Genomic DNA, 23,100 nt, shown 5'->3' with positions numbered 1-23,100 from the left:
ATCTGGTTAAAAATAAAGCATTCTAAAAACAAAACTAAAAAAATACTGATTACGAAAAGCGCTTCTATCTTGTAAGCATATAAACCTTAAAAGGCATATTAATCTTAAAAGGTTACCGTCTTTCTTCAAACGATACTGAGTGACAGGCTATCAAGGTTTATTGACTCGCTTCACCCAAAATAAAATACGTTCTCCAGACTCCTGGGTTTTTAGCAACAGATTACCCGACAGCTCGCAATACACGGGAATGTCTTTTTTTGAGCCAGCATCGGTTGCAATAACGCATATGGTTTGACCAACGGCTAATTCCCGCAAACCCAGCTTTAATTTGAGCAGCGGCAGCGGACATGCCAAGCCACTTGCGTCTATGGTGTGATCGGCTTGGATGGGATTTTCGTCAGTCATAGTATGCAAGTTCTAAACAAAGGCAGCACTTTAGTATAAACCGAGCCGTATACCAAAACGTAGCTTTCTCAAGGCATCATAAACGAATCATAGAATCACAACCGTAAGTGATCAGCATTTGATCTAGAGACTCTTTCAGATTGAAGATTGAGGGATCCACGAAGGAAACCCCAAAAGGAGTTTCCTTCAGTGAAAAGACTTCAGTAAAAAGATAAGACGGGTAGATCGATTCACCGAGGCTTAAGTAGCCTGTTTTTGCGCTTCTTGAATTTTCTGCTGAGAAAATACCGCATACAAACACGGCAAAATAACCAAGGTTAAAGCGGTTGAGGTAACTAACCCTCCTACAATCACCGTGGCCAACGGCTTTTGTATCTCAGATCCAATTCCGTTAGATAGCAGAATGGGGATTAAACCCAATGCCGAAGTAATAGCGGTCATTAGTACGGGTCTTAAACGCGAAACGGCGCCATCAATGATTGCTTCTTCGATGCTATTAGAAACAAACAATCGGCGATTGATGCTTTCTACCAAAACCACTGCATTCAGTACCGAAACACCAAACAAGGTAATAAAGCCAACCGAACTGGGCACCGATAAATATTGGCCGCTAACCCAAAGAGCAACTATTCCGCCAATAACGGCTAAGGGTACGTTTACCAAAATCAGCAACGCTTGCGATACCGAACCAAAAGCGAGATACAACAATACGGCAATCAGTAAAATAGATAAGGGTACAACCACACTTAAGCGAGCTTCGGCGCGTTGCTGACTTTCAAACTGTCCGCCATAGCTAACTGAGTATCCAGCCGGCAACTCGATTTGCTCCGCCAAAGCGTTTTGAATATCCGCAACCACGCTGCCCATATCACGACCTTGAACATTGGCTTGAATCACCACGCGACGCTGAACTTCTTCACGACGAATTTGCGGTGGACCAGATTCAATATCAACCGAGGCAACGTCAATTAATCGCACCCAAGCACCACTGGGCGTTTGCAGACGCAACTCTTCAATGGCGGATTTTCGGTTGCGATGGCTTTCGTCTAAACGCACGTAAATATCGTAGCGTTCATTGCCGTTAATGACCTGCCCCGCAGCTTGACCACCCAAACCGGCATTAACTAATGACGTAATATCGGCGACGGATAATCCGTAACGCGACAGTCGTCTGCGATCTGGGCGAATCACCAATTGCGCTTCACCGGCGATTTGCTCCAACGCAACATCCGCCGCACCGGGAATCTCTCGAACCAAGGCTTCAATCTCTTGGCCTTTTGATTCTAAAACCGACAGGTCTGGGCCAAACAACTTAATGGCAAGCTGGGCTTTTACACCCGATAACAGTTCATCAACCCGAGTGGCGATGGGTTGCGAGAAGTTCAGCAATAATCCCGGATACACCGAGAGCTTTTCTTCCATTAAATGCTGTAAATCAGCACGATTGCTGGCGCTGGTCCAAGTATTTACCGGCGTTAGGCCAATGTAGATCTCGATGTTATTGACCGGCTCTGGATCACCACCGATTTCTGGCCGACCTACACGCGATAACGCGTAGCGAACTTCAGGAAATTCCAGCAATAAGGCTTCTAACTTTGGCGCCACACTAAGCGCCGTTTGCAAACTGCTCGAAGGAGCGAGAGTAACTCGCAGGTTTATGGTGCCCTCTTCTAACTCTGGAACAAACTCGGTACCGAGTCGCGGAATTAACAATAAAGACAGCAGCAATAAAACGCCGGCGCATCCGGCAATTAAAAACTTTTTGCGAATCGCAAAATGCAAAGCGCGCTTATAGGCATTTAACCCTGCACCTAATTGTTGTTGCCAAAAACCCGAAGGGGATTTATCGACATTACTGTTTGGGGTTTTCTCGCTGAGTTCTTTCGCGGAATCACTGAATAAAGAAGAACCGCTGAAAAAAGAAGAATGACTGAAAAAATAAGTCGCCAGTGCCGGTGACACAATTAAAGCAACCAACAACGCGGATATCATGGCAAAAATAATGGTTTCTGCCATGGGTTCGAATAATTTAGCTTCTACTCCCTCAAAACTAAACAAGGGTAAAAACACCACCAAAATAATTAGGGTCGCGAAAAAAACCGAGCGCGCAACCTCACTGGTGGCGTTAAACACCGTTACCGAACTCGCTTCGACTTGCTGAGTTTCTTCGTTGACTTGCCGATGTTTGACCACATTTTCGACCACCACCACCGAGCCATCTACCAACATACCAATGGCAACCGCCAAACCACCCAGCGACATTAAGTTAGCGGATAAATCCAGCTCGATCATGACCAAAAGCGCCAAACCCACGGCAATGGGAATAGAAATAAGCACCAATAAAGTTGCACGTAAATTCAGTAAAAATAACGCCAATACGATAGAGATAAATATAAACGCGGCGATTAGTGCCTGCACAACCGTATTGACGGCACTATTCACCAAGCTCGACTGGTTGTAAATAACTTGCAGGCTTACACCTTCTGGCAATGCTTGATTAACCAAGGTAACTCGGTTTTCGATATTTTCGATGGTTTGTTGGGTATTAGCACCGGTTTGTTTCAGAATAATGCCGGTAACGACTTCACCCAGCGAATGAACTTCACCGCTGTCATCACGCTGGCTCATGGTAACGGCGCCTTGGCGAATTTCATCACCGAATTCCACCGTTGCCACGTCAGATACAACCACGCTGACACCATCGATGGATTGCAACGGAATCTGGCCAATTTGCTCTATGCCTGCTTGATTAGGCTCAATCCAACCGGCTGCGCGAATCACTAATTGTTCTTGGCCTCGACTTAAATACCAACCACCAGCATTGGTGTTATTTTGGTTAATTGCCGCAATAACGTCGTCGATACTCAGGTTGTAAGATAATAATCGCGCGGGATTAATATTGACCTGATACTGTTTAACCTCGCCACCAAACGATAAAACATCGGTAACCCCTTCTGCAGGTATCAGCAGTAATTTAACGACCCAATCGTTTAGGCTTCTTAAATCAGTCACCGAGTATTGGTAACCCTCTTCTACTTTTAATAAGTATTGGTAAATTTGCCCAAGCCCAGTGGTATTTGGCCCCATTTCTGGCAGGCCAACGCCGTCGGGAATTAATTCACGAGCGGCTTGCAATCGCTCAAAGACCAATTGGCGAGCAAAGTAGATATCGGTACCTTCTTTAAACACCACCGTAACGCCCGATAAACCGGTCTTAGAAATGGAACGCACCTCTTCCACCGTTGGCAAGGCATACATGACCGCCTCAATGGGAAAGGTAATTAATTGTTCGACTTCCTGGGCGGCAAGGCCCGGCGCTTCGGTGTTTATGGATACCTGAACATTGGTAACATCGGGAAAGGCATCTAATTTTAGACTGGGTAATCGCAATAAAATGGCGACACAAGTGGCCAAAAGTGCGATAACCACTAAAAACCGATTATTAATGGCCCATAGAATGATTCGATCAAACATAACCACCTCTTAATTAATGGTTATGCGGATCGAAACCCGCCTTAGCTTGTTGGGATGCGATAAAAAACGCACCGGAGACAACCACCGAATCGCCGTTTTTTAGCCCTTTAATCTCGTGTAAATCACCGAGCTGACGACCAAGCGTGACCGATTTCTCGGCGAACTCGCCCTCATCGTTTTGTACGTAGGCAATCCACTGACCGTCAGGCTTACGAATTAGCGCTTCTTCCGGTAACGCAATGATCGGGGTTTCGGTTTTTAAGAGAAAAAAAACATCGGCAAATAATCCGGGATGCAATTGATGACGCTTGTTTTGCACCGTTAAACGCAGCTTGCGAGTACGAGTCACGTGATCGATGGTGTGTGCTTGTTGTGCAACCTGAGCAAATAAGCTTTTATCACCAACTTTGATAATGGCCGAGTCATTCAACTCTACCTCTGGATTGTCATCGGGTGGTAAAAACGCTTCTACCCAAAGTGTGTTTTCATCAGCAACCGACAACAAAGCCCGCCCGGCTTCGACTCGCTCACCTTGAGCAAAACTATCAGCCAAAATAACGCCGTCAGTGCTTGCCGTTAATGTGTAGTAACCAAACTCGCTGGCTTTTAATTGCGGAATTTTTGCTATGTCGGCTTCGCTGATACCGTAGTTAATTAACGTCGCCCGCGACTGAATAAAATGAGTTTTCGCATTTAAGTATCGTTCTTGGCCAACCGCCTTTTCACCGAGTTCTTGTACACGGCTCCATTGGGAAGACGCGGTTAAATAATCGTTTTGCGACTCGGCAACCTCGGCACTGAACAGCGTGACTAGGTCTCGTCCTTCTGAAACGTGATCCCCCAAAGCCACATGACGTTGCACAACGACCGACGGCACTCGTGGCGAAACCACATAACTGGTGTAACCATTAGAGAGGACTTCGCCCGGTGCATATACGGTGTATTCCACTATATCTGCCTGCACAGTACGAACTGCGATATCGGCAATACTTTGCTGAGACGCTGATAATGCCACACCTTCTTTATGGGCATGGTCATGCCCGTGTTCTTCGTGTTCTTCGTGTTCTTCGTGTTCTTCGTGTTCTTCGTGTTCTTCGTGTTCTTCGTGTTCTTCGTGTTCTTCGTGATTAGAGTCTATGCCCGTCGCATTTAAATGGGCACCATAAACACTTAAAACACTCATAAAAATAATCTGAGTAAGAATTGTGGGTTTCATACATAAGCCTATAAATTCGGGGAATTTTTCTGTTAATTAAATAAATTAAAATCGCTGGTGTTATACAGCGCAGAAAAATTTGAGAGATACATTAATTCGATGGTTTTTAAGAAAAACGCTCTTTCTAGCTCGATACCCGCAACCGCGGTTTGATTGCGTTCTTCGTTTAAGCGCAAGTATTCTGCTGTGCCTATGTCGCCCAATCGCCATTGTTTTTCTAGGAGTAATGTCGAGTTATCAAGCAGCGTATTGGTGGTATTTTTCCAACGCAGATAATCGCTTTTTAACAACCGCCACTGCTGTTGAGCGATAGCAACACGGTGTTTAAAGGACATGGCTTCCTGTCGATAGTAAGCTTCCAGCGCGTGCGCCTGTTGCTGAGCAGCGATGGGTTGATACTTCAAACGCTGGGATTGACCCAGTGGCACACCAAAACGCAGCGCAACTACGGATTCGCTTTCGTCTTCGCCCACACCAATACCCAAGGTCGGTTGGGTTTTAATGGATTTTTCAACAACGGCGGATTGCTGTAGCTGTAGTTGCCATTGAGCTTTTGCCAAAAGAACATCGGGATGGCTCAAATCAGAAGTATCTTCACTAAACACGTAATTTACGAAGATTTCAGCAAGTGCCTGATCAAAAACCTGAGTGTTGATTTCGGTGGATGAAAACCACTGATTAAAAACATACTCGGTTTCTAGAGTGGCACTTTGCTGTGTCGCAATCGAAGCTTGTTTGCGGGCCAACACCAAATCAGCCATGTTTTTGTCAACCAAACCAAGATCACGATTACGAGCCCGCTCGGCCACTAAAGCACTTAAGGCATCAAGCTGCTGCTTTTCCAGTAAGGCTTGGCTGTTTAACCTACGATCACTGTACCAGGTAACATAAACCTCTAAAGCCTCTCGCAGCTGGTTGAGTTGTGCAGCCATAAGCTCTTGCTTGGCGGCAATTTGCAGCAACTTAGCTTGTTCAAGTTGCTCGGAATGAACCCCCGACCAATCCAGTGTCTTAGAGATCCCCACAAACACATTATTGTCGTCGCCGTTTTTTTCTAGCTCGGCTTCCAACTCGTAGTCGTAAAGTGGTCTTTCTAAGCCCTTTGAATCGGACATCTGGGCGAGATATTGATTTTTTAGCACATCGGAACTCGGATGCTTTTTAACCGAATCCAGCAGCCAAAATAACCACTGTCGCTGGCTTTGTTCACTGGCATAAGCGAAGTTTGCACAAACACAGCTCAGCACAACAGCTAACACATAGTTCAGTATTCTTTGGGAAGATCCCAACGTTAAAAACCTTGTCATAAAGAATCCCTACATCAAGCACATGCTATCTGCGAAAGCCAACCATCAACGAGAACGAGATGGAGCCGTCGCGATTACGTGCTATTTAAATTTTAAAAATAGAATAGTTGTGTGCGCAGGGATTACGCGCTTGGAGGTCTGAATAAAGGGAAAGGATCAAAAGAAGTGGTTGGAAAATGATACTTTGAAAGTGCCGCAATACGCTCTTGTGGAGCAGAATCAGTGGATGTATTCAGAATTGCGTGGTGACCGTGTGTATGGCAATGACAGCAATGGTGGCAATCTTTACTCGGTAGTTTGGAATCTTTTAAAGCGGCTTTATCAAGGTTAATCACTGAAGAGTCACCCACTGCGTCTTCGAAATTTTTCACGGTGGTATTTTCAGCGAGCAATTTATGATCGTGCTTGAACTCTAGGTGATCGAGACCGTTTTGATGATATTGATGAATATCAGCAATCGCTGCGAAGGATTGCAATGCAACCATTAACGCAAGGAGTTGTGCCAAGAAAAATTTCACCACTAACAGCTCGTTCAAAAAGGTTCTAAATGAGAAGTTTTTACAATAACAAATTGGCGCAGAAATTTCTATGCGCCATTAAAAGATACAATAATAAATACTCAGTTCAGCGCACAGAGAAATTAACAAACCCCTTCATTAATATGTTTTTTTAGTTATTTATCAGTACTTTAAATAACAGATTTAAAGTAATTTATTCTATCAGTTATCTGCATAATAAACACACGAGAACGTCTTTACTAAAAAAATTCACAGCTGAAACAATCCTTAAAGCTCTATTTTTAGACAGATTCAAAACTGTTTCTTTGCTTGATTTTTGCTCAAGCGAACAAATCTTTCGAAGATATCTACTAAGTCGTAGCAATTATGATAAGTTGAACATTACGTCATCTTAAGCATCTTAAAAGACACGCTTTTCCGACTGAAATCAGAGAACGGCTGTACACTGATATTGGTTTTTACAAAGAGATATACCTATTGTGCTCTTAGCAAAAAAAATAGATTCAAAATCATTCATTCCTAAACGATTAACTCAAAGTCTCTGTGCGTCAGCGGCTACATTGATATTGTTAGTTGGTGGCACCTCTTCGCCAACAGTTAGGGCGGAAATCCGGCTACCCGATTTGGGCGATGGCAGCTCTTCACGTATTTCGCCGCAACGTGAAAAGATACTGGGTCAAGCTTGGCTAAGAGCGTTTAGAGCACAGGTTCGCACCTCTAGCGATCCGCTCATGTACGAATACATTGAGCAGCTCTTACAAGATCTTGCACCCTACAGTCAGTTAAGAGATTACAACTTAGACTTGGTGATTATTCCTAGCCCAACCATTAACGCTTTCGCGGTTCCCGGCGGCGTTGTTGGTGTGAACACGGGGCTCTTCCTGTATGCAGGAACCGAAAACCAAATGGCTTCGGTACTCACCCACGAGCTTGCGCATTTAAGCCAACGTCACTTTGCGCGATCGCTAGAGCAGCAAGCAAATTCAACCATTCCCACCATGGCTGGACTTTTAGCGAGCTTAATTTTAGCGGCGGCGACCGGCAGCACCGATGCTGGTTTAGCGGCGCTTTCTGCAACCCAGGCAGCAGCTTTAGATTCACAGCTCAGATTTAGCCGACAAAACGAGCAAGAAGCCGACCGACTTGGTTTTCAAACTATGATTGCCTCTGGACGAAACCCAGAAGCTGGCGCTGAGATGTTTGAGCGTATGCTACGAGAGTTGCGGTACACATCTAGACCGCCAGAGTTTTTATTAACGCACCCGGTAACCGAAAGCCGCGTGGCCGATGCTCGTAACCGCGCCCAGAAATTTGAACCTAAACAGTACGAAGTTAATCAGCGATTTTATTTAATGCAGGCCAGAGCAAGACTGATTCACTCAGAAAATCCCAACGTGGCTGCGAAGATATTTCGTCACGAACTGGACGGTGAAACGGCGTCAATGGATGCCAGCCGCTACGGTTTAGGTTTAGCATTAACAGACGCAGGCCAGTTTGATGAGGCCGCAGAACAGTTGCGTTACCTGATCGAAAAAGATCCCAATGAAGTCGCCTATATTACCGCACTGGCAAAACTTGAATCGAAACAAGGTAACGCAGAACAGGCAATTACCCGACTCTATGACGCCTTGCAATCGCGGCCACAAAGCCACCCACTCAATGTTGCCTTATCAGAAGTATTGATGGACGCCGGACGCTATTCACAGGCCGAACTGATATTAACAAACCACAGTGAGCGTCGCCCAAAAGACGACTACGTTTGGTATTTACTGGCCGAAGTTCGAGGTTTGGCGGGTAATATTTTGGGTTTACACGAAGCCCGCGCGGAATATTTTATTCTTAATGGTATTTACGACAAAGCTCGAATCCAGCTTAACAATGCTCTAAAAATCGCCGATTCCGACTATAAAAAAGCCTTACTGGAACAGCGACTTGAAGATGTTGATAGGCTTGCGAATGAGAAAATATAAAAACAATCTACTTTAAAACAAACACATAAGATATTGTTTTTATTAGAATTTAATAGTGCGGCGGTCGCTCTTCTAAAGGATCACCGCCCTGTTGCAGCTGATCACGTAAATCTTTAACTCTTCCAACCAGCATATCTAACTTTTTATTCAGTTCGATAATCATTCGATCTTGCTTGGCTATCACTTCATCCAGTGCGGTTAAGCTATCTTCTTGAAAAGCAACACGAGCTTGTAGGTCGTCGATTTGCTGCTGCAAAGATTCGGTCTTTTCAGATACGTTCAAAAATGTCTCGCTTATATCCTGTGGAATAAACACCTATTTTGCCAAACGGGCGCCAATGTAGAAACCCAAAGTCGAAATATTCACGACCAAGGCATCCATGTCGCCAGAATTAACTATTTGGTAAAAATACTGCAACTTTCCTGCAATACACCGCGTTCAATATTCATCCAGCTCAAAAACACCACCCTATTTTTGCTTCCCAGACTCCGGGATATATTTTGATCTGATGAAAGACAACTCTTCCAAGCCCGCCGCCAATTATCGTTCAATTTTCATTTCAGACGTTCATTTAGGCACCAAAGATTGTAAAGCCGAGCAATTAAACCAATTTCTCAAATCACACCGTTGTGAGTCTTTATACATTGTGGGTGATTTTATCGACGGCTGGAGAATGGCGAAAAAGGTGTTTTGGAAGAAAAGCTTCACTCGCGTCATTCGACGCATTTTAAAAATGTCCAAACACGGCGTTAAAATTTATTACATTGCCGGTAACCACGACGAGTTTTTAAGAAAATTTGCAAACAACCGTTTTGATACCATTCAACTCATCAACAAAATCACGCACATTACCGCCGACAAGCAAAAATTATTAGTAATGCATGGTGATCAGTTTGATGGCGTAACGCGCGCCCACAAGATATTAAAATGGATTGGCGATTGGGGTTACGACCTATTGATGTTTTTAAACCGCCAGTTCAACTATGTTCGTGCCAAGTACGGATACGGCTATTGGTCATTTGCCGGGTTTCTGAAAACTCATATTAAACGTGCGCAAATGCATATCTCTGACTACGAAGATGTCGCAGCGCTGTATGCAGCCAAACAAGGCTTTGATGGCATTATCTGCGGACACATTCACCATGCAGCAATGAAGCAGCTTCACAATGTGAGCTATTACAATACCGGCGATTGGGTTGAATCTTGTACAGCATTGGCAGAGAACTTTGACGGCAGCTTTGCTTTAATTGATTGGAAAAATCTGGAGAAAGAGTCTAAGACTTCTGGCAAATCCAGTCACCTTGCTCTAGAGCTTAATTTGTTGTCCAATCAATCCGTAAAGATACTTGCCGAAGACTCTTTGGAGCCCACAAACTCCCAGATTTGTGTAAAAACGGAGAGTAAAAATAAAACAGCAAAACAACTCGAAACCGCCTAAAAAAACAGCACACCGTTTTCGTCTAGCCATTCGTAATTTTTAATATGTGAATGGCTCACTTTTTAGCTCACAGAATTTCTCTCACAAACCTTTCCCTTTCTCAGACGCTTTAAAACATCCCTCTTCCAAAGCTATTAATTTAGAAAGCTCCAAACAACCCAAAATACATACAGACGCAATAATAAAAAACTCCTTTTAACTCACAGTGTTCTGAGGCAAGTGCATTTATCATTCACGCAAAGAGCAATAAGCGTCTAAAATTTTAAAAGATTTGGAGGTGGATCTGCTCATTCTGCCAATAATCAAAATCACACAGTATTTATTAGAAGCAACTAGTTGAGCAGATAAAGTCCCTCATCTGCACAGCTAAACGTTGCAAGCCTCAATGTAAGAGTTTTTTATCAAATCCGAATTACTAAAGAGAACTCTGATTAACTCATTCATGATTTAATCAGAGGGCAGAAATTGACAATGCGATTTCCAATGTCTTCACAATTTCAATCACCTACAGTTTTTGAAATTGGCGACATATCCTTGTGTCCTTGTGTCCTTGTGTCCTTGTGTCCTTGTGTCGCGAGAGACTCTAGGTTAATCAGAGTTTCCTAAATAAAAGACAAGCACTGGTGAGATTATGTTTTTGATCAAACACTAAAACTGCATAAGAAAATAATTTTTGAGTACAAATTTACATCAATCGTTGCAAAAGAATAAACATTGTAGCTTTATTCAAACAATTAGAAGCCTTACGCCCTGATTGAAAAATTTTGAAAAGCAGGAATGACTTAAAACATTTTCAGCGTATTATGGTTGAGAATAAATTTATTCATCAACTTTAGTATTAACCTAACACGGAGGTTTTTATGACTGACGTTTATCAAGCCCCAAAATCCGAACTTTCAGATGCAGAATTTTCCCAAAACAACGGCTCCATTGAAAATGGAATTACAGGCAACTACAACTTAGAAATTGGCGAAGTACTGAGCGAAGCTTGGGCCAGAACCAAAGGTGCCAAAATACCCATTAATGTCGCAGCATGTATTTTCAGTATTATTGCGGCGATAATAATGCTCGCAATAGGTTATTCATTTTTTGAGCAAATTATAGAAAGCGAAAATTCAGAGTCTTTTTTCTCGAGCATGATTACTTCATTTATTTTTGGTGTAGTCCTGACTATTTTGTACATTCCTATGTTCGGTGGCCTACTGATGATGGGTGTAAAACGTGCAGTTAATGCCCCGTTGCAAGTTGGTGAAATTTTCGCGTACTTCCCCAAAATAATACCTCTAATTTTACTGGTCATAGTATCCAATTTATTTATTCAAATCGGATACTTTTTGTTCTTTATTCCAGGAATCTATCTAGCAATTGCTTACAGTATGTCTACCCCATTAGTTTTAGACAAAGATATGTCTTTTTGGACGGCAATGGAAACATCGAGAAAAGCGGTAACGCGTAAGTGGTTCCCAATGTTTGGATTAATAATCATTTTATCCATCATCAACTTTATTGCAGCAATTCCATTGTTCATTGGTCTTTTTTGGACGATGCCTATGTCTCTTATCGCGTTAGGTATTGTTTACCGCAATATGTTTGGTGTAAGTTCAGTATCTGCTAATTAATCGCTAAACTTGCCTTATGAATTTAATCGATGTCCAATACCGCGTCGAAACACCCGAAGGAATTGACCTAATTGCTAAACCCGCGGGGCCTATGGTTCGAGCTGCGGCGTTTGGCATCGATATTTCATTTCGATTTGCGATTTGCTATGCCGTCGCCCTAGCTTTTGACGTTTTCGAATGGTCTATAGGGGTAGTTTTCATTACCCTTTTTATTGTCGAATGGTTTTATCCCGTCCTATTCGAAGTTCTCTATCACGGGCAAACTCCCGGCAAAAAAATCACGGGGATTGTTGTAGTAAACGATGACCTTACCGCGGTTAGCTGGGGGCCTTCAATTATCAGGAATTTATTAAGAACCGCCGATTTTTTGCCGTTTTTTTATATCGGCGGATTAATATTTTCGTTATCAAACGATTCCTTCAAGCGTCTTGGCGACCTCTCCGCAGGAACGGTTGTGGTTTACAAAAATCGTGATACGAAGAAAAAACTCACACTGCCCAAAGTTGCACCCACGGCTCCAGCTAGCGCATTGGATTTAGAAGATCAAATTGCTATCATCGATTTCACGGAACGTGATTCAGAGTTGTCTCAAGGCCGCAAAATTGAACTTGCGAACATTCTTGCGCCCATTCATGGTTTAAAAGACAAAAAAGCGGTTGAACACATACAAAGTATTGGACGCTGGTATTTAGGTGGCAAGGATTGAAACAGCAAATTTTTGAACAACAAAATACAGAGCTTTGGGACGACATTGAATCACTGATAGAAGCAACCAAAACGCTCTCCATTAAAAGTTGGTTTAAATCTTTTAAGTCAAAAAATAGAGCCGTTGATAAAGATTTAGAAACTCGAATTGCAGCACTAAATGCAGAGTTTCCTTCGCATTATCGATCTCTATGCCAGCACTTGGCGACAGCTAAATCTCGGGGCTACACATCTGCACTTGTAGATCGTTTAAATGATTTAGTTCTTTCTTCTCATCATTTACTGTATCAAGAACGAGTTTATTCACAACACCAGTGGCTTAACTTTCTCGCTCACAGCTTTCCAAGCGCTATCCGTAATAACTCAAGATATGTCCTAATAGCGACATTATTTTTTATTGTACCTTTGTTTTTATTTGGTGTTGGTTGCTATCTAAATGAAGAACTCATTTACAGCATAATGGACCCTTTTGACGTTCGTAACTTTGAAAGCATGTACGATCCAAGCAACGACGCGTTGGGTCGCGAGCGAAACGCCTCAGATGATATAACCATGTTCGGTCATTACATCTACAACAATATCAGTATTGGTTTTAGGTCCTTCGCACTGGGTTTATTAGCGGGTGTAGGAACCATTTTCATCTTAATATTCAATGGCATCCATATTGGTGGTACTGCTGGCCACTTAACATTAGTCGGTTATTCAGAAACTTTTTACAGCTTTGTGGTCGGCCATGGCCCATTCGAATTAACCGCTATTGTATTTTGCGGAGCCGCAGGATTAAAAGTTGGAATGAGTTTAATTTCTCCCGGGCCTTTTACTCGACTAGAAGCAATAAGAATTGCCTCAAAAGAAGCAGGAACAATAGTTTTTGGTTCCGCTATTATGTTGCTAATCGCCGCATTTATTGAAGCTTTTTGGTCATCCAGTTCTGCGTTACCCTTAATCGTTAAGTATGGTTTTGGTGCCGCTGGAACAATTATATTAATTTTATATTTTTGTTTCTCGGGTCGACGTTATGCAACTCGATAAACTGTGTATTAACACCAAAAAAAGAAGCCCATGGGAAGCCATTGATCTAGGTTGCAAACTTGCGATTAATTGGTTTAAACCGCTATTTCTACTTTATGCCATTCCGTTTTATACAACGGCATCGATTGTAAGCATACTGTGCTACTGGCTAATTCCAGAATACTTTTGGGTATCGTTTATAGGCATGTGGTTTCTGAAGCCTATTTTTGATCGCGCCCCGCTCTACTTTGCCAGTCGAGCACTTTTTAGTGAATATCTTTCTGTAAAAACAGTATTATCAAATCTCGTAAAAATAAATCGCTTTGATGCAATTAAATGGATTTCATGGCGACGCCTTAGTCCCACTCGTTGCTTTGATTTACCTATTACCGTTTTAGAAGGCTTAACCGGCAGTGACCGCAGCAAACGTTTGTCAATAATGCACGTTCGTGGTAGTGGAGAAGCGATTATGTTGAGTTTAATCTGCTTTTTATCCGAAATTTTATTGGCAGGCGGTTTAGACGCGCTCATATCATTACTTCTACCAGAATCCTTGTACGATAAGTACAGCATACTCACTTCCGATATTGCAGGCGGCCATTTTAACTTTTTTATACTGAGTTATTTTTTTCTTGCACCTCTTGTCTCACCATTCTTCATCTGCTCGGGATTTATGATTTATATCAATCGACGCGTTCAGTTAGAAGCCTGGGATATAGACATTCAGTTCCAAAAAATGGCTAAAAAAGATAAATACAGGTCAACAGGAAACTTATCGTTAACTTTAGCGAGTTTATTACTTGGCTGTGCTTTATTTTCATCATCAACACCAACCTTAGCAGAGCCGGATAGTTTTGATACACATTTATCGGTAGAAGAATTTTCGGAAATAGAACTTGAAGACGAAGTTGTTGTGGAAGATTTGAGCTCCAAGCGACAAATTTATCAACAAGCAATCATTGAGATCTATGAATCCCCTGATTTTCGCCAAACAAAAGAAGTCACCAAATGGCGTTGGAAGCAATCTTCACAGAACTCTGATTCCTGGTCGGATGGATTACTTCAAAAAATCCGAGATTTTTTTCAAAAACTGTTTGAAAGCTCCCCAAAAGTGGATATAGGTGAAGCACCTGATCTAAATATTATCGCCGTGCTGGTGAAATATTTATTGATCGGCGCTTTAATCACTGCCGTTGTTTATTTATTAAATCGTTATAAAGAAAATTTCGCTTTTCTGACGCGTCACATTCAGTGGAAAAGAAAGTTTCGCGCACAGCAACCTAAACCTGAAATACTATTCGGTTTAGATGTGACTAAAGAAAATCTGCCCGAAGATATTCCACAGGAAGTTTTGGCTTTATATGACCAGAATAAACCTCGACAAGCCGTAAGTCTGCTTTACAGAGCCTGCTTAACGAAACTCATGCACCAAAAAGGATTTCATTTTTACGAAAGCCAAACCGAAGGCGAATGCCTGCAAACAGTTACGCGCTCAGGTAATCAGAAAGAGTCTGATTATTTAAAGAAAATCACACAACTTTGGCAATCCGTAGCCTACGGACACACACTTCCCAATCGCTCGCCAATAGAAGAATTGTGCTTATCGTGGCAGGGAGTTTTCCCAAATGAAAATTAAAGTGAAAATTCTGCTAGCGATTATTGTTTGTATCGCAGTCCTAGTCACAGCATTCTTTTTCGTATTCATGGAATCATATACGGAAACAAAAGAATTGGGTTGGAGCGAAAAAGCTAGAATTAATAGGTTTTTGGCCGCACAACAATTTTTGGAAAAAAACAATGCCACAGTAGAGCAAGCAAACAGCTTGCAACAAATCGAAAACTTGGCAGATTCCGACACCATCATTATTAATCGGTATGCGGATGTCGTTTCTGAACAGCAAAAAGAAAAGTTACTAAATTGGCTGTCCGGTGGTGGACATTTAGTCATCGCATTAAATGACACTGATGATCAATCTCTCGGCAACGATCTACTGAGCGACTTGGGTTTTAGTGTTTATTATGAAACCTACGATTATGACTCTACAGATAATACTGAACCTGATGATATTGACACACAAAATACTCTAGAGTCGGAATTAGAAAAAATTGAATCCGATGAAGCCGTAGTTATTGCCGGGGATGTAGATACTAGCGACCAAAACAGTACCAAAGAAGAATACATAACTAAACTCAACTTCGAAGGTATTCCCGATGAATTGAGTATTAATTTTCCGACATTGGCAATTATAGACCATGAATATTTTTACGCTGACGAAGGAAATTACGACGATTATAAACCTTTTTATTGGGCCGGCGATAAATACGGGGTAAGGTTTATACAAATGTATGTAGGCGACGGTTTGATTACTGTTGTCTCATCTACCGAAATTTGGTCTAACAATTATCTCTCCGCCGATGACAATGCATATTTATTAGCGGTAATGACATTAAACTCATCAAAGGTAACTTTTTTATTAGGTTCGAACTTTGCTTCGTTGAGTACATTAATGTGGAAATTTAGCTACGAACTGATTATTTCAATAACATTTATTGTTTTGTTGTGGTTAATTCATCTAGGTAAACGCTTCACACCGCCAGTAACGGTAAATAACCATCAACGTAGATCTCTGATTGAGCATATAAAAGCTGTTGGTAATTTTCATTGGAAAAAGAAGCAACCGCTATTACTGGTCGCATCACTAAGAGAAGAAATCTTGCGCTATACAAGTTTTCAAAGAATTGGACCAAGCCACTCTTTGAACAAATCAAAATCCAAACAAGATATTACAAATTGGCTTTCTAAAACTTGCAACATTGACCCTCAATTTGTGTATAAAGCCATTTATCAAAATGAAATTAGCTCTGAGGCTGAATTCATCGAAATTATTCGCACATTACAAATTGTAAAACTAGAATTATCAATTTAGGCAAATTCATGGAACTAGAAACAGCATTTAATTTAATCAACACAATTAAAAATCGCTTAAATTCAGTATTACTTGGACAAGAAACAGTAGTTGATGAGGTATTAATTGCCCTACTTTCAAACGGTCACATTTTAATTGAGGGTGTACCTGGATTAGGTAAAACTTTACTTGTGAGTGCTTTGGCTAACGCCTTTGATGGTGATTTTAAACGCATTCAATTTACTCCAGACCTAATGCCATCTGATATTACCGGTCATGTTATGTTTGATACCGAGAGTAATAAATTTCGATTACGCTCAGGTCCCGTGTTTACTAATCTATTATTGGCCGATGAAATTAACCGCGCTCCGGCCAAAACCCAAGCCGCATTACTTGAAGTAATGCAAGAACGTCAAGTGACTATTGAAGGCCAGTCAAAACCCTTGTCGAAACCATTTATGGTTTTAGCTACCCAAAACCCTATAGATCAAGAAGGTACCTACCCTCTACCTGAGGCTGAACTTGATCGTTTTTTAATGAAGATATTTATTGATTACCCATCCTTTGATCATGAACTCTTGTTGGCAAAAACGTTAACAACTGGTTCGGTTACTGATCAACAACAAAAACAATCAAATGATGTTATTAATAAAGAAGATTTGTTAAAACTTCAGCAACTTGCTAGCGAAATTACCATCGATGACCAAGTAATTGATTACGCGGTTAAATTAGTTCGTATAACTCGCGAGAGTGCCGCAATTCAACGCGGCGCAGGCCCTAGAGCAAGTTTGGCATTATTGAGAACCGCTCGTGCCAGAGCTTTGATTAATGGCGGTAGCTTTGTAACGCCCGATGACGTAAAACAGATGGCATTTCCGGTAGTACGGCATCGTATTCAAATCGCTGCCGAAATGGAAATCGATGGGCTTACGAACGACCAAGTTTTGATGCAAGTATTTAATCAGGTAGAAGCTCCACGAGTATGAGACCCACCGAAAAACTCTTAAAAATTCTACTCGTTTGGGGTTTACTGGCACTCATTACGGCCGTTTTACGTATTTTCTCGGTATCCGCTGCGGATCTACTGAGCTCTGTGTGGGTGGTAGCGGGTATATTTATTGTGATTGTTGCTTTCGTTGATTATTTCTCTGTAGGGAAAATCATAAGACTGGGCATTCGACAACAGATTCCAAGCTCTTTAGCACTTGGTAACAATACAAAATGTTCATTGAAAATTACCAATACCTTAGCTCGTGATATTGATATTACTGCCGCGTTCGCGCCCAACACAAAAATAAAATTTGAAGGTTTTCCGCTACAGTTTTTGTTAAAACAAGGCACGTTCAACCTTATTAATTATCATATTAAACCTGTAGACCGTGGCAATACCACCATTGCAGCGCCTGTTTTCCGAATAAAGTCTCGCAATGGTTTATGGGATTACAAAACGTCACTTGGTAACGATACTGATGTAAAAATTTATCCGAATTTCTCTCCTATCGCCCAGCTATCAAATATGGGTGTAGAACGACAAATACAACAATTAGGTATTCATTTGTCTCAGCGTCGCGGCGAAGGCATGGAGTTTAAGCAATTGCGCGAATTTGTTGAGGGCGATTCTCTCAGGCAAATTGATTGGAAAGCAACTTCGAAAGCTAGAAGGCCTATTTCACGTGAATATCAGGACGAAAAAAATCAAGAAATTTTCTTTTTACTCGACTGCGGAAGACGCCTACGCCAAAAAGACGATGAATTGAGTCATTTTGACTACGCTCTGAACGCCATTTTACTTACCGCTTATATTGCCATACGCCAAGGTGATTCCGCCGGATTTTTCAGTTTTGCGGGAGACAATCGCTATTTAAGTCCAGTTAAGGGCGTAAATGGCGTTAATACTCTACTCAATAACCTGTACGACATTCAAAGTACACTCGAAAATACCGATTTTTTGAAGCTAGCAGAAGACTTTACCGTGCGCCACAAACGTCGATCGTTAGTTGTATTGGTTAGTAACATTCGTGAAGAGGATCATGACGATCTTATAAAGGCAACTCGATTACTGTCGAAAAAACATATTGTCTTGGTTGCAAGTCTCAAAGAAGCCTCGCTTGAGCATCAACTCCAAGAACCTGTCGTAAATTTTGATTCTTCGATTGCATTTACGGCCACGCATAAGTATTTGCATGAACGCAGCTTAGTCATTAAGAAATTGCGTTCAGCCGGAGTGTTTGTTATAGACACATTGCCTGAGTTTTTACATGTTCGTCTAGTAAGTGAATATTTCCGCTTAAAACGCAGCCACCTACTTTAAAATTCGACATTAATTGTTCTGCTAATCAAAACCAAACTTAAATTTAGAACCAACACACTTCATGAAATAGCGAAGCTAAGGTTACAAACCTCGCGATGACAATGCGTAAATACGCACCAAAAGACAGGTACAAATTTACCAGAGCGGCTTAATCTTTCTTGGCTTAATATTTCTAATTGTCAATTGTGATAGATCAATTCGAACAGATGCTTATAAATTAAGCTAGCAAGAGTTAAACATCGGAGGTCGTAGTCATGTCCGTACTTCATGCTTGTACAAAAAATCCTTCTCAATTGCTTGTTGCGGTCGCCACAGATGACGAGTTAACCTTGTCTTCTCATGCAGGCAGAGCCAAACACTGGGATATTTACACAATCTCTAGAGATAACGCTCAATCGAAATTCTTGTGGAGTATTGCCTTAAACTCATCAGGCACTTTGCACGAATGGCATGTTAGCGACGATGGCAATCGCCACCCATTGCATCAGGTTGATTATGCTATTGCCGGATCGGCGGGAGACGGAGTAAGAAATAAGCTAGCTTTACGAAACACCGAACTCATTACTACTAACGAAGCCGATGTACAAAGTATTTTGCGTTATTTTATTGAAGGTCAAAAGCCGCCGTCAAATCACGCTCATGAGCAGATTTGTTTAGATCCAGAACACCGAGCGGCCCGCTCAGCATAACTAAAACTAATACAACATTGACCAGTAGCAACTGGTCAATGTCTTTTTTGTAAATCTATTTTAAATTTATTACTGTCGGTAATCGTCCAAAACTTCTTGACCCCAACCCAGTAATTTTCCAGATTTAAAGACCAGCGGCGTAGTTACCTTTTCACCATCTTTATCATCGGAATCAGTCGTAGAATAATAAAGCACGTAGATTTCCGAGTTATTGATTGTGAATGCTTCGGATTTTTCTGGACTTCCCAATTTTTCAACAACTGAATCTCTACTTTGGCCTAAATCCAACAGACTGATTTTTTCGGCAGTAATATTGTGTGATGCACTCCAATCAGATGCCGTATTGCCTGCCACAAAAATGCATCCGCTCAGCAAACTGGTTAAGCCAAGGCTCAATACACTAATACGGACCAACTTTAGTGTTTTCATAATCTCTCCTAATCGGTTTCTCTATTTAATCATCTAAGTTTCAAGATCAGACGCAACGGCTCGAATAATGGTTGCAGTAAATATAGGAAACTCTGATTAACCTAGAGTTTCTCGCGACACAAGGATGTGTCGCCAATTTCAAGAACGGTAAGTGATTGAAATTGTGAAGAAATTGGAAATCACATTTTCAATTTCTGTCCTCTGATTAAATCATGGATGAGTTAATCGGAGGTTCCTATAGATATTTTTAAAGATCATTCTTAATTAGACAGATAGAAAACCCTAATTTGGCTACAGTTTTAGCGAACGACAACAGATGTCACGGCAACAAAAGCCAACAACACTTTGATTTTATTTAGAAATTTTACCCGAGCAAAGACATTCGTTACTGAAGAATCTTGAATTTTCTGTGCAATGCTTCCACATTAATTACGCTGTTAAATATCTCTTTTAGAAGTATTTCACACAATCCAAAACACATAATTAAAGATGCTCAGGTAAAGGGGCGCCACATTCTTTACAAAATTTAGAATGGCGCTCATGGCCGGATTTTTCACAGTTTGAACAAACAATACGAGTTCGCTCTAAGAGCATTTCTTGGTTGATTTCAGCGGTTAAAATCCCTGTAGGTACCGCAATAATAGAATAACCCGTTAACATTACAAACGAGGCAATAACCTGTCCCAGTGAAGTTTGTGGTGTAATATCGCCATAACCAACGGTTGTAATAGTAACAATCGTCCAGTAAACGCTGGTTGGAATACTGGTAAAGCCATTTTCTGGCCCTTCAACCACAAACATTAATGAACCAAATACGATGGCCAAAATTAATACGGTACCAAAAAAAACCAGTATTTTTCTTCTTGATGCAATAATTGCCCGCAGCAGTAAGTTCGCCTCTTGTAGATAGCGAATTAATTTTAAGACCCTAAATATTCGCAAAACTCTTAGCAGGCGAATAACGATCAGATAGTTGGTATTTGCTAAAAATAATCCGAGATAACTGGGTAAAATAGCCAGCAAATCGATGATGCCGTAAAAACTGGTCATATAACGCCAGCGATTAGGTGAACAATACAAACGTAAAATGTACTCGACAGTAAATAGAATCGTAAAAGACCACTCCAGAACCCATAAATAGCCGCGAAAATTTTCCGACAAGCTGGAAATAGAGTCAAAAATTACGACAAATACACTGATAAATATCGAATAAATTAAAAAAAGATCGAAGGCTTTTCCGGCCGGAGTCTCGGTACCAAAAATCACCCGATATAAATACTCTTTTCGAGACTCTTTCTGTTCTTCTGAGAAAGTTTGTTGGGCATTTTTAGCCGCGTTATTCTCCGAATTTTTCACTTTACCTTCCGCATTGCTTTCTCGAGATTGCTAACCACGCAAAAATTTAACTGTTGAGAACCGTAACAAAATGATTTTGGTTCAAAATACAACTACTTGTTCGTCATCAGTACCATTACATACTCTAGTGATTTGCAAACAGAAGCAAACAACTTTTAGGACCGCTGGAATGAGCTCGAATGAGCACCCAGCACAACCACCCATAAGAAAATTGATGTACAAACCGCGATAATAATATAATTACAAATTTATAATCCAGTGAGTGACTCATGATCTCTTTAGTGAAAACGCTAAGATGCCCTTATTGTGATGTTCCAGTCAGCAAGGAGTTATTAAAAACCCAAGGCTCACTAAAGGCATACCTAAACCGCAAAGAATTTCCTTGCCCTCATTGCACCAAAGCCATAAAACTCCCAGAAAACGCTGAGTCCTTAGTGTCGATTGGTCTGTTCACCGCTGTCATTCTTGCTCCGTTGCTACATGTATGGCGATTTGAAGGTTTGAATCCTCTGTATGCGTTTGGAATTGGTTGCGCTTTGATCGTTTTAGGAATGTCCAAACAAAAACTGGTCAAATCTTAAACTCTTTGTAGATCCGTTTGTAAACCTTTAGGAACTTCTGATTAACTCATCCCTGGTTTAATCAGAGCTTCCTAAACCCACCTTGAATATTCACTTACTTTTACATTGGAATATGCTGTATGGCTAAGGAATCAAAATTAGTTTACTCAACAGAAGTCGGGCGAGTAAAAGAAGAACCTGAATCCAAAGAGGCACCGCCTAGCGATGGAATTGTGCGAATTTTGCGAGAAACCAAAGGCAGGAAAGGCAAAGGAGTCAGTTTAATCACAGGAATTCCTGACAACCACAAAGATATCGCCAAATTTTTGAAACAAAAACTCGGCGTTGGTGGGGCGGTTAAAGACTTTACTATCGAAATGCAAACCGATGATCGAGAAAAAATAAAAGTATTATTAGAATCAAAAGGTTACATCGTAAAAATTGCTGGAGGCTAATTTGGCTTAAGTGTTGCTCTATTACTCAACATCAATAGAACTGTGCCAAAAAACTGTCAATTTGGCGCGATTGAAGTTTTCTTTAGTAATTGATGTTAATAGATAGACGAGTATTTACGGAGTAAGGTATGGACCAATCTGTTATTTGGCAGCTCATCGATACGAGTGTAAAAGTCTCTTTAGGCGCCCTACTAACTGGCTCTTTTGTTTGGTTACATCACTGGCGAAAAGCTCACCCCAACGATAACGCGTTTCTTAATCGAAGAATCGAACTGCTTGAAAAAATCGCCGCTGATGTAGGCAGCGTAAGCCACGCGTTCTCAAAATACTCTTCCTTAATATCTGAATCCATAAAGTTTGGCGACCGCTGGCCAAATAGTCGCAAAGATGAACTAAGTTTAATTAACAAAGAATTAGTACAACAATTTAGTAAACTCGCCGAAGCAGAAGCAACTCTGTTAATGCTTGGCGAAAAGAACATGGAAAAAACATTACGATTTTACGGCGCTAAAATCGCCATTTTTAGAAAAGAAGCTTATGTTGGAAGACAAGACATTAGCACAGAAGAAATTAACAAAATAAAGCTGGAAATCAATCAATTAAGAGAGAATTTTTACGATATTTTAAGTCGTAAATACGACAAACTTTTAGGTCCCATTTAAGAACAGGCAGATTAAACCTTGCAATAAAAAATGAGCGCATAAAGCGCTCTAAATCATTTGTTAACTCC

General features: G+C 41.2%; 21 protein-coding genes. 13 read left to right on the top strand and 8 right to left on the bottom strand.

Translation table 11 applies throughout. The features are described from left to right. Nucleotides 1–150: 150 nt before the first annotated feature. The 5 genes from ACYQ2C_RS14660 to ACYQ2C_RS14640 form a co-directional block, all read right to left on the bottom strand. The gene (locus ACYQ2C_RS14660; RefSeq protein ID WP_460103838.1) at nt 151–405 is read right to left on the bottom strand and encodes a sulfurtransferase TusA family protein; all 255 of its coding nucleotides are present in this window, start codon (nt 403–405) and stop codon (nt 151–153) included. A gap of 240 nt (nt 406–645) precedes the next feature. Next, a complete protein-coding gene (locus tag ACYQ2C_RS14655; protein WP_460103837.1) occupies nt 646–3,879 on the bottom strand; it encodes an efflux RND transporter permease subunit in 3,234 nt (1,077 codons plus the stop codon). Between the two features lie 13 nt (nt 3,880–3,892). After that, complete coding sequence (locus tag ACYQ2C_RS14650; protein ID WP_460103835.1) at nt 3,893–5,095, bottom strand: efflux RND transporter periplasmic adaptor subunit; 1,203 nt, start codon at nt 5,093–5,095, stop codon at nt 3,893–3,895. A 32-nt stretch (nt 5,096–5,127) separates the two neighbouring features. Continuing rightward, nucleotides 5,128–6,402, bottom strand: coding sequence for a TolC family protein (locus ACYQ2C_RS14645; protein WP_460103833.1), 1,275 nt, complete (start codon nt 6,400–6,402; stop codon nt 5,128–5,130). 122 nt (nt 6,403–6,524) lie between these two features. Next, on the bottom strand, nt 6,525–6,908 hold the full coding sequence (locus ACYQ2C_RS14640) for a hypothetical protein (RefSeq protein ID WP_460103831.1): 384 nt from the start codon (nt 6,906–6,908) through the stop codon (nt 6,525–6,527). Between the two features lie 572 nt (nt 6,909–7,480). Here ACYQ2C_RS14640 and ACYQ2C_RS14635 point away from each other — a divergent pair. Further along, nucleotides 7,481–8,890, top strand: a complete 1,410-nt coding sequence (locus ACYQ2C_RS14635) for a M48 family metallopeptidase (protein WP_460103829.1) — start codon at nt 7,481–7,483, stop codon at nt 8,888–8,890. 49 nt (nt 8,891–8,939) lie between these two features. On the opposite strand, the gene ACYQ2C_RS14630 is transcribed toward ACYQ2C_RS14635, so the two are convergent. Beyond that, the gene (locus tag ACYQ2C_RS14630) at nt 8,940–9,173 is read right to left on the bottom strand and encodes a SlyX family protein (protein ID WP_460103827.1); all 234 of its coding nucleotides are present in this window, start codon (nt 9,171–9,173) and stop codon (nt 8,940–8,942) included. Nucleotides 9,174–9,399: 226 nt separating this feature from the next. Here ACYQ2C_RS14630 and ACYQ2C_RS14625 point away from each other — a divergent pair, with 226 nt between their 5' ends. From ACYQ2C_RS14625 to ACYQ2C_RS14585, 9 genes are all read left to right on the top strand, one after another. Beyond that, nucleotides 9,400–10,329 carry a UDP-2,3-diacylglucosamine diphosphatase gene (locus tag ACYQ2C_RS14625; RefSeq protein ID WP_460103825.1) on the top strand — a complete coding sequence of 310 codons (930 nt, stop codon included), beginning with the start codon at nt 9,400–9,402 and terminating at the stop codon, nt 10,327–10,329. A gap of 860 nt (nt 10,330–11,189) precedes the next feature. Next, nucleotides 11,190–11,948 carry a DUF975 family protein gene (locus ACYQ2C_RS14620; protein ID WP_460048031.1) on the top strand — a complete coding sequence of 253 codons (759 nt, stop codon included), beginning with the start codon at nt 11,190–11,192 and terminating at the stop codon, nt 11,946–11,948. A 16-nt stretch (nt 11,949–11,964) separates the two neighbouring features. After that, nucleotides 11,965–12,654 carry an RDD family protein gene (locus ACYQ2C_RS14615; protein ID WP_460048029.1) on the top strand — a complete coding sequence of 230 codons (690 nt, stop codon included), beginning with the start codon at nt 11,965–11,967 and terminating at the stop codon, nt 12,652–12,654. Then, nucleotides 12,651–13,685 (top strand): stage II sporulation protein M, encoded by a 1,035-nt coding sequence (locus tag ACYQ2C_RS14610; RefSeq protein ID WP_460048027.1) that lies wholly within the window; start codon nt 12,651–12,653, stop codon nt 13,683–13,685. Before ACYQ2C_RS14615 ends, ACYQ2C_RS14610 begins: the two co-directional genes overlap by 4 nt. Continuing rightward, nucleotides 13,672–15,300, top strand: coding sequence for a DUF4129 domain-containing protein (locus tag ACYQ2C_RS14605; RefSeq protein WP_460103822.1), 1,629 nt, complete (start codon nt 13,672–13,674; stop codon nt 15,298–15,300). Before ACYQ2C_RS14610 ends, ACYQ2C_RS14605 begins: the two co-directional genes overlap by 14 nt. After that, the gene (locus ACYQ2C_RS14600) at nt 15,290–16,591 is read left to right on the top strand and encodes a DUF4350 domain-containing protein (RefSeq protein WP_460103820.1); all 1,302 of its coding nucleotides are present in this window, start codon (nt 15,290–15,292) and stop codon (nt 16,589–16,591) included. Before ACYQ2C_RS14605 ends, ACYQ2C_RS14600 begins: the two co-directional genes overlap by 11 nt. A gap of 8 nt (nt 16,592–16,599) precedes the next feature. Then, nucleotides 16,600–17,556 (top strand): AAA family ATPase, encoded by a 957-nt coding sequence (locus ACYQ2C_RS14595; RefSeq protein WP_460048021.1) that lies wholly within the window; start codon nt 16,600–16,602, stop codon nt 17,554–17,556. After that, nucleotides 17,553–18,881: a DUF58 domain-containing protein gene (locus ACYQ2C_RS14590; RefSeq protein ID WP_460103819.1), complete on the top strand. Its 1,329-nt coding sequence runs from the start codon at nt 17,553–17,555 to the stop codon at nt 18,879–18,881. The genes ACYQ2C_RS14595 and ACYQ2C_RS14590 overlap by 4 nt, the downstream gene beginning before the upstream one ends. Before the next feature lie 254 nt (nt 18,882–19,135). Then, nucleotides 19,136–19,570, top strand: a complete 435-nt coding sequence (locus ACYQ2C_RS14585) for a NifB/NifX family molybdenum-iron cluster-binding protein (protein ID WP_460048017.1) — start codon at nt 19,136–19,138, stop codon at nt 19,568–19,570. Between the two features lie 69 nt (nt 19,571–19,639). Here the strand turns inward: ACYQ2C_RS14585 and ACYQ2C_RS14580 are convergent, their stop codons facing one another. Together ACYQ2C_RS14580 and ACYQ2C_RS14575 are read right to left on the bottom strand one after the other, a co-directional pair. Then, nucleotides 19,640–19,999 (bottom strand): DUF3192 domain-containing protein, encoded by a 360-nt coding sequence (locus ACYQ2C_RS14580; RefSeq protein ID WP_460103817.1) that lies wholly within the window; start codon nt 19,997–19,999, stop codon nt 19,640–19,642. A 483-nt stretch (nt 20,000–20,482) separates the two neighbouring features. Beyond that, nucleotides 20,483–21,355, bottom strand: coding sequence for an ion transporter (locus tag ACYQ2C_RS14575; protein WP_460103815.1), 873 nt, complete (start codon nt 21,353–21,355; stop codon nt 20,483–20,485). Between the two features lie 269 nt (nt 21,356–21,624). Between ACYQ2C_RS14575 and ACYQ2C_RS14570 the strand changes: the two genes are divergently transcribed. The 3 genes from ACYQ2C_RS14570 to ACYQ2C_RS14560 all read left to right on the top strand — a co-directional run bounded on the left by ACYQ2C_RS14570 (nt 21,625) and on the right by ACYQ2C_RS14560 (nt 23,032). Further along, nucleotides 21,625–21,936: a hypothetical protein gene (locus tag ACYQ2C_RS14570; protein WP_460048011.1), complete on the top strand. Its 312-nt coding sequence runs from the start codon at nt 21,625–21,627 to the stop codon at nt 21,934–21,936. A 119-nt stretch (nt 21,937–22,055) separates the two neighbouring features. After that, nucleotides 22,056–22,370, top strand: coding sequence for an SUI1 family translation initiation factor (locus ACYQ2C_RS14565; RefSeq protein ID WP_460103813.1), 315 nt, complete (start codon nt 22,056–22,058; stop codon nt 22,368–22,370). Between the two features lie 128 nt (nt 22,371–22,498). After that, nucleotides 22,499–23,032 (top strand): energy transducer TonB, encoded by a 534-nt coding sequence (locus tag ACYQ2C_RS14560; RefSeq protein ID WP_460048008.1) that lies wholly within the window; start codon nt 22,499–22,501, stop codon nt 23,030–23,032. Nucleotides 23,033–23,100: the final 68 nt, after the last annotated feature.

It is taken from the genome of Sessilibacter sp. MAH3, from assembly GCF_054658275.1.
The sequence above is the reverse complement of the archived record's forward strand: the minus strand, read 5'-3'. Positions and strand labels throughout refer to the sequence as shown.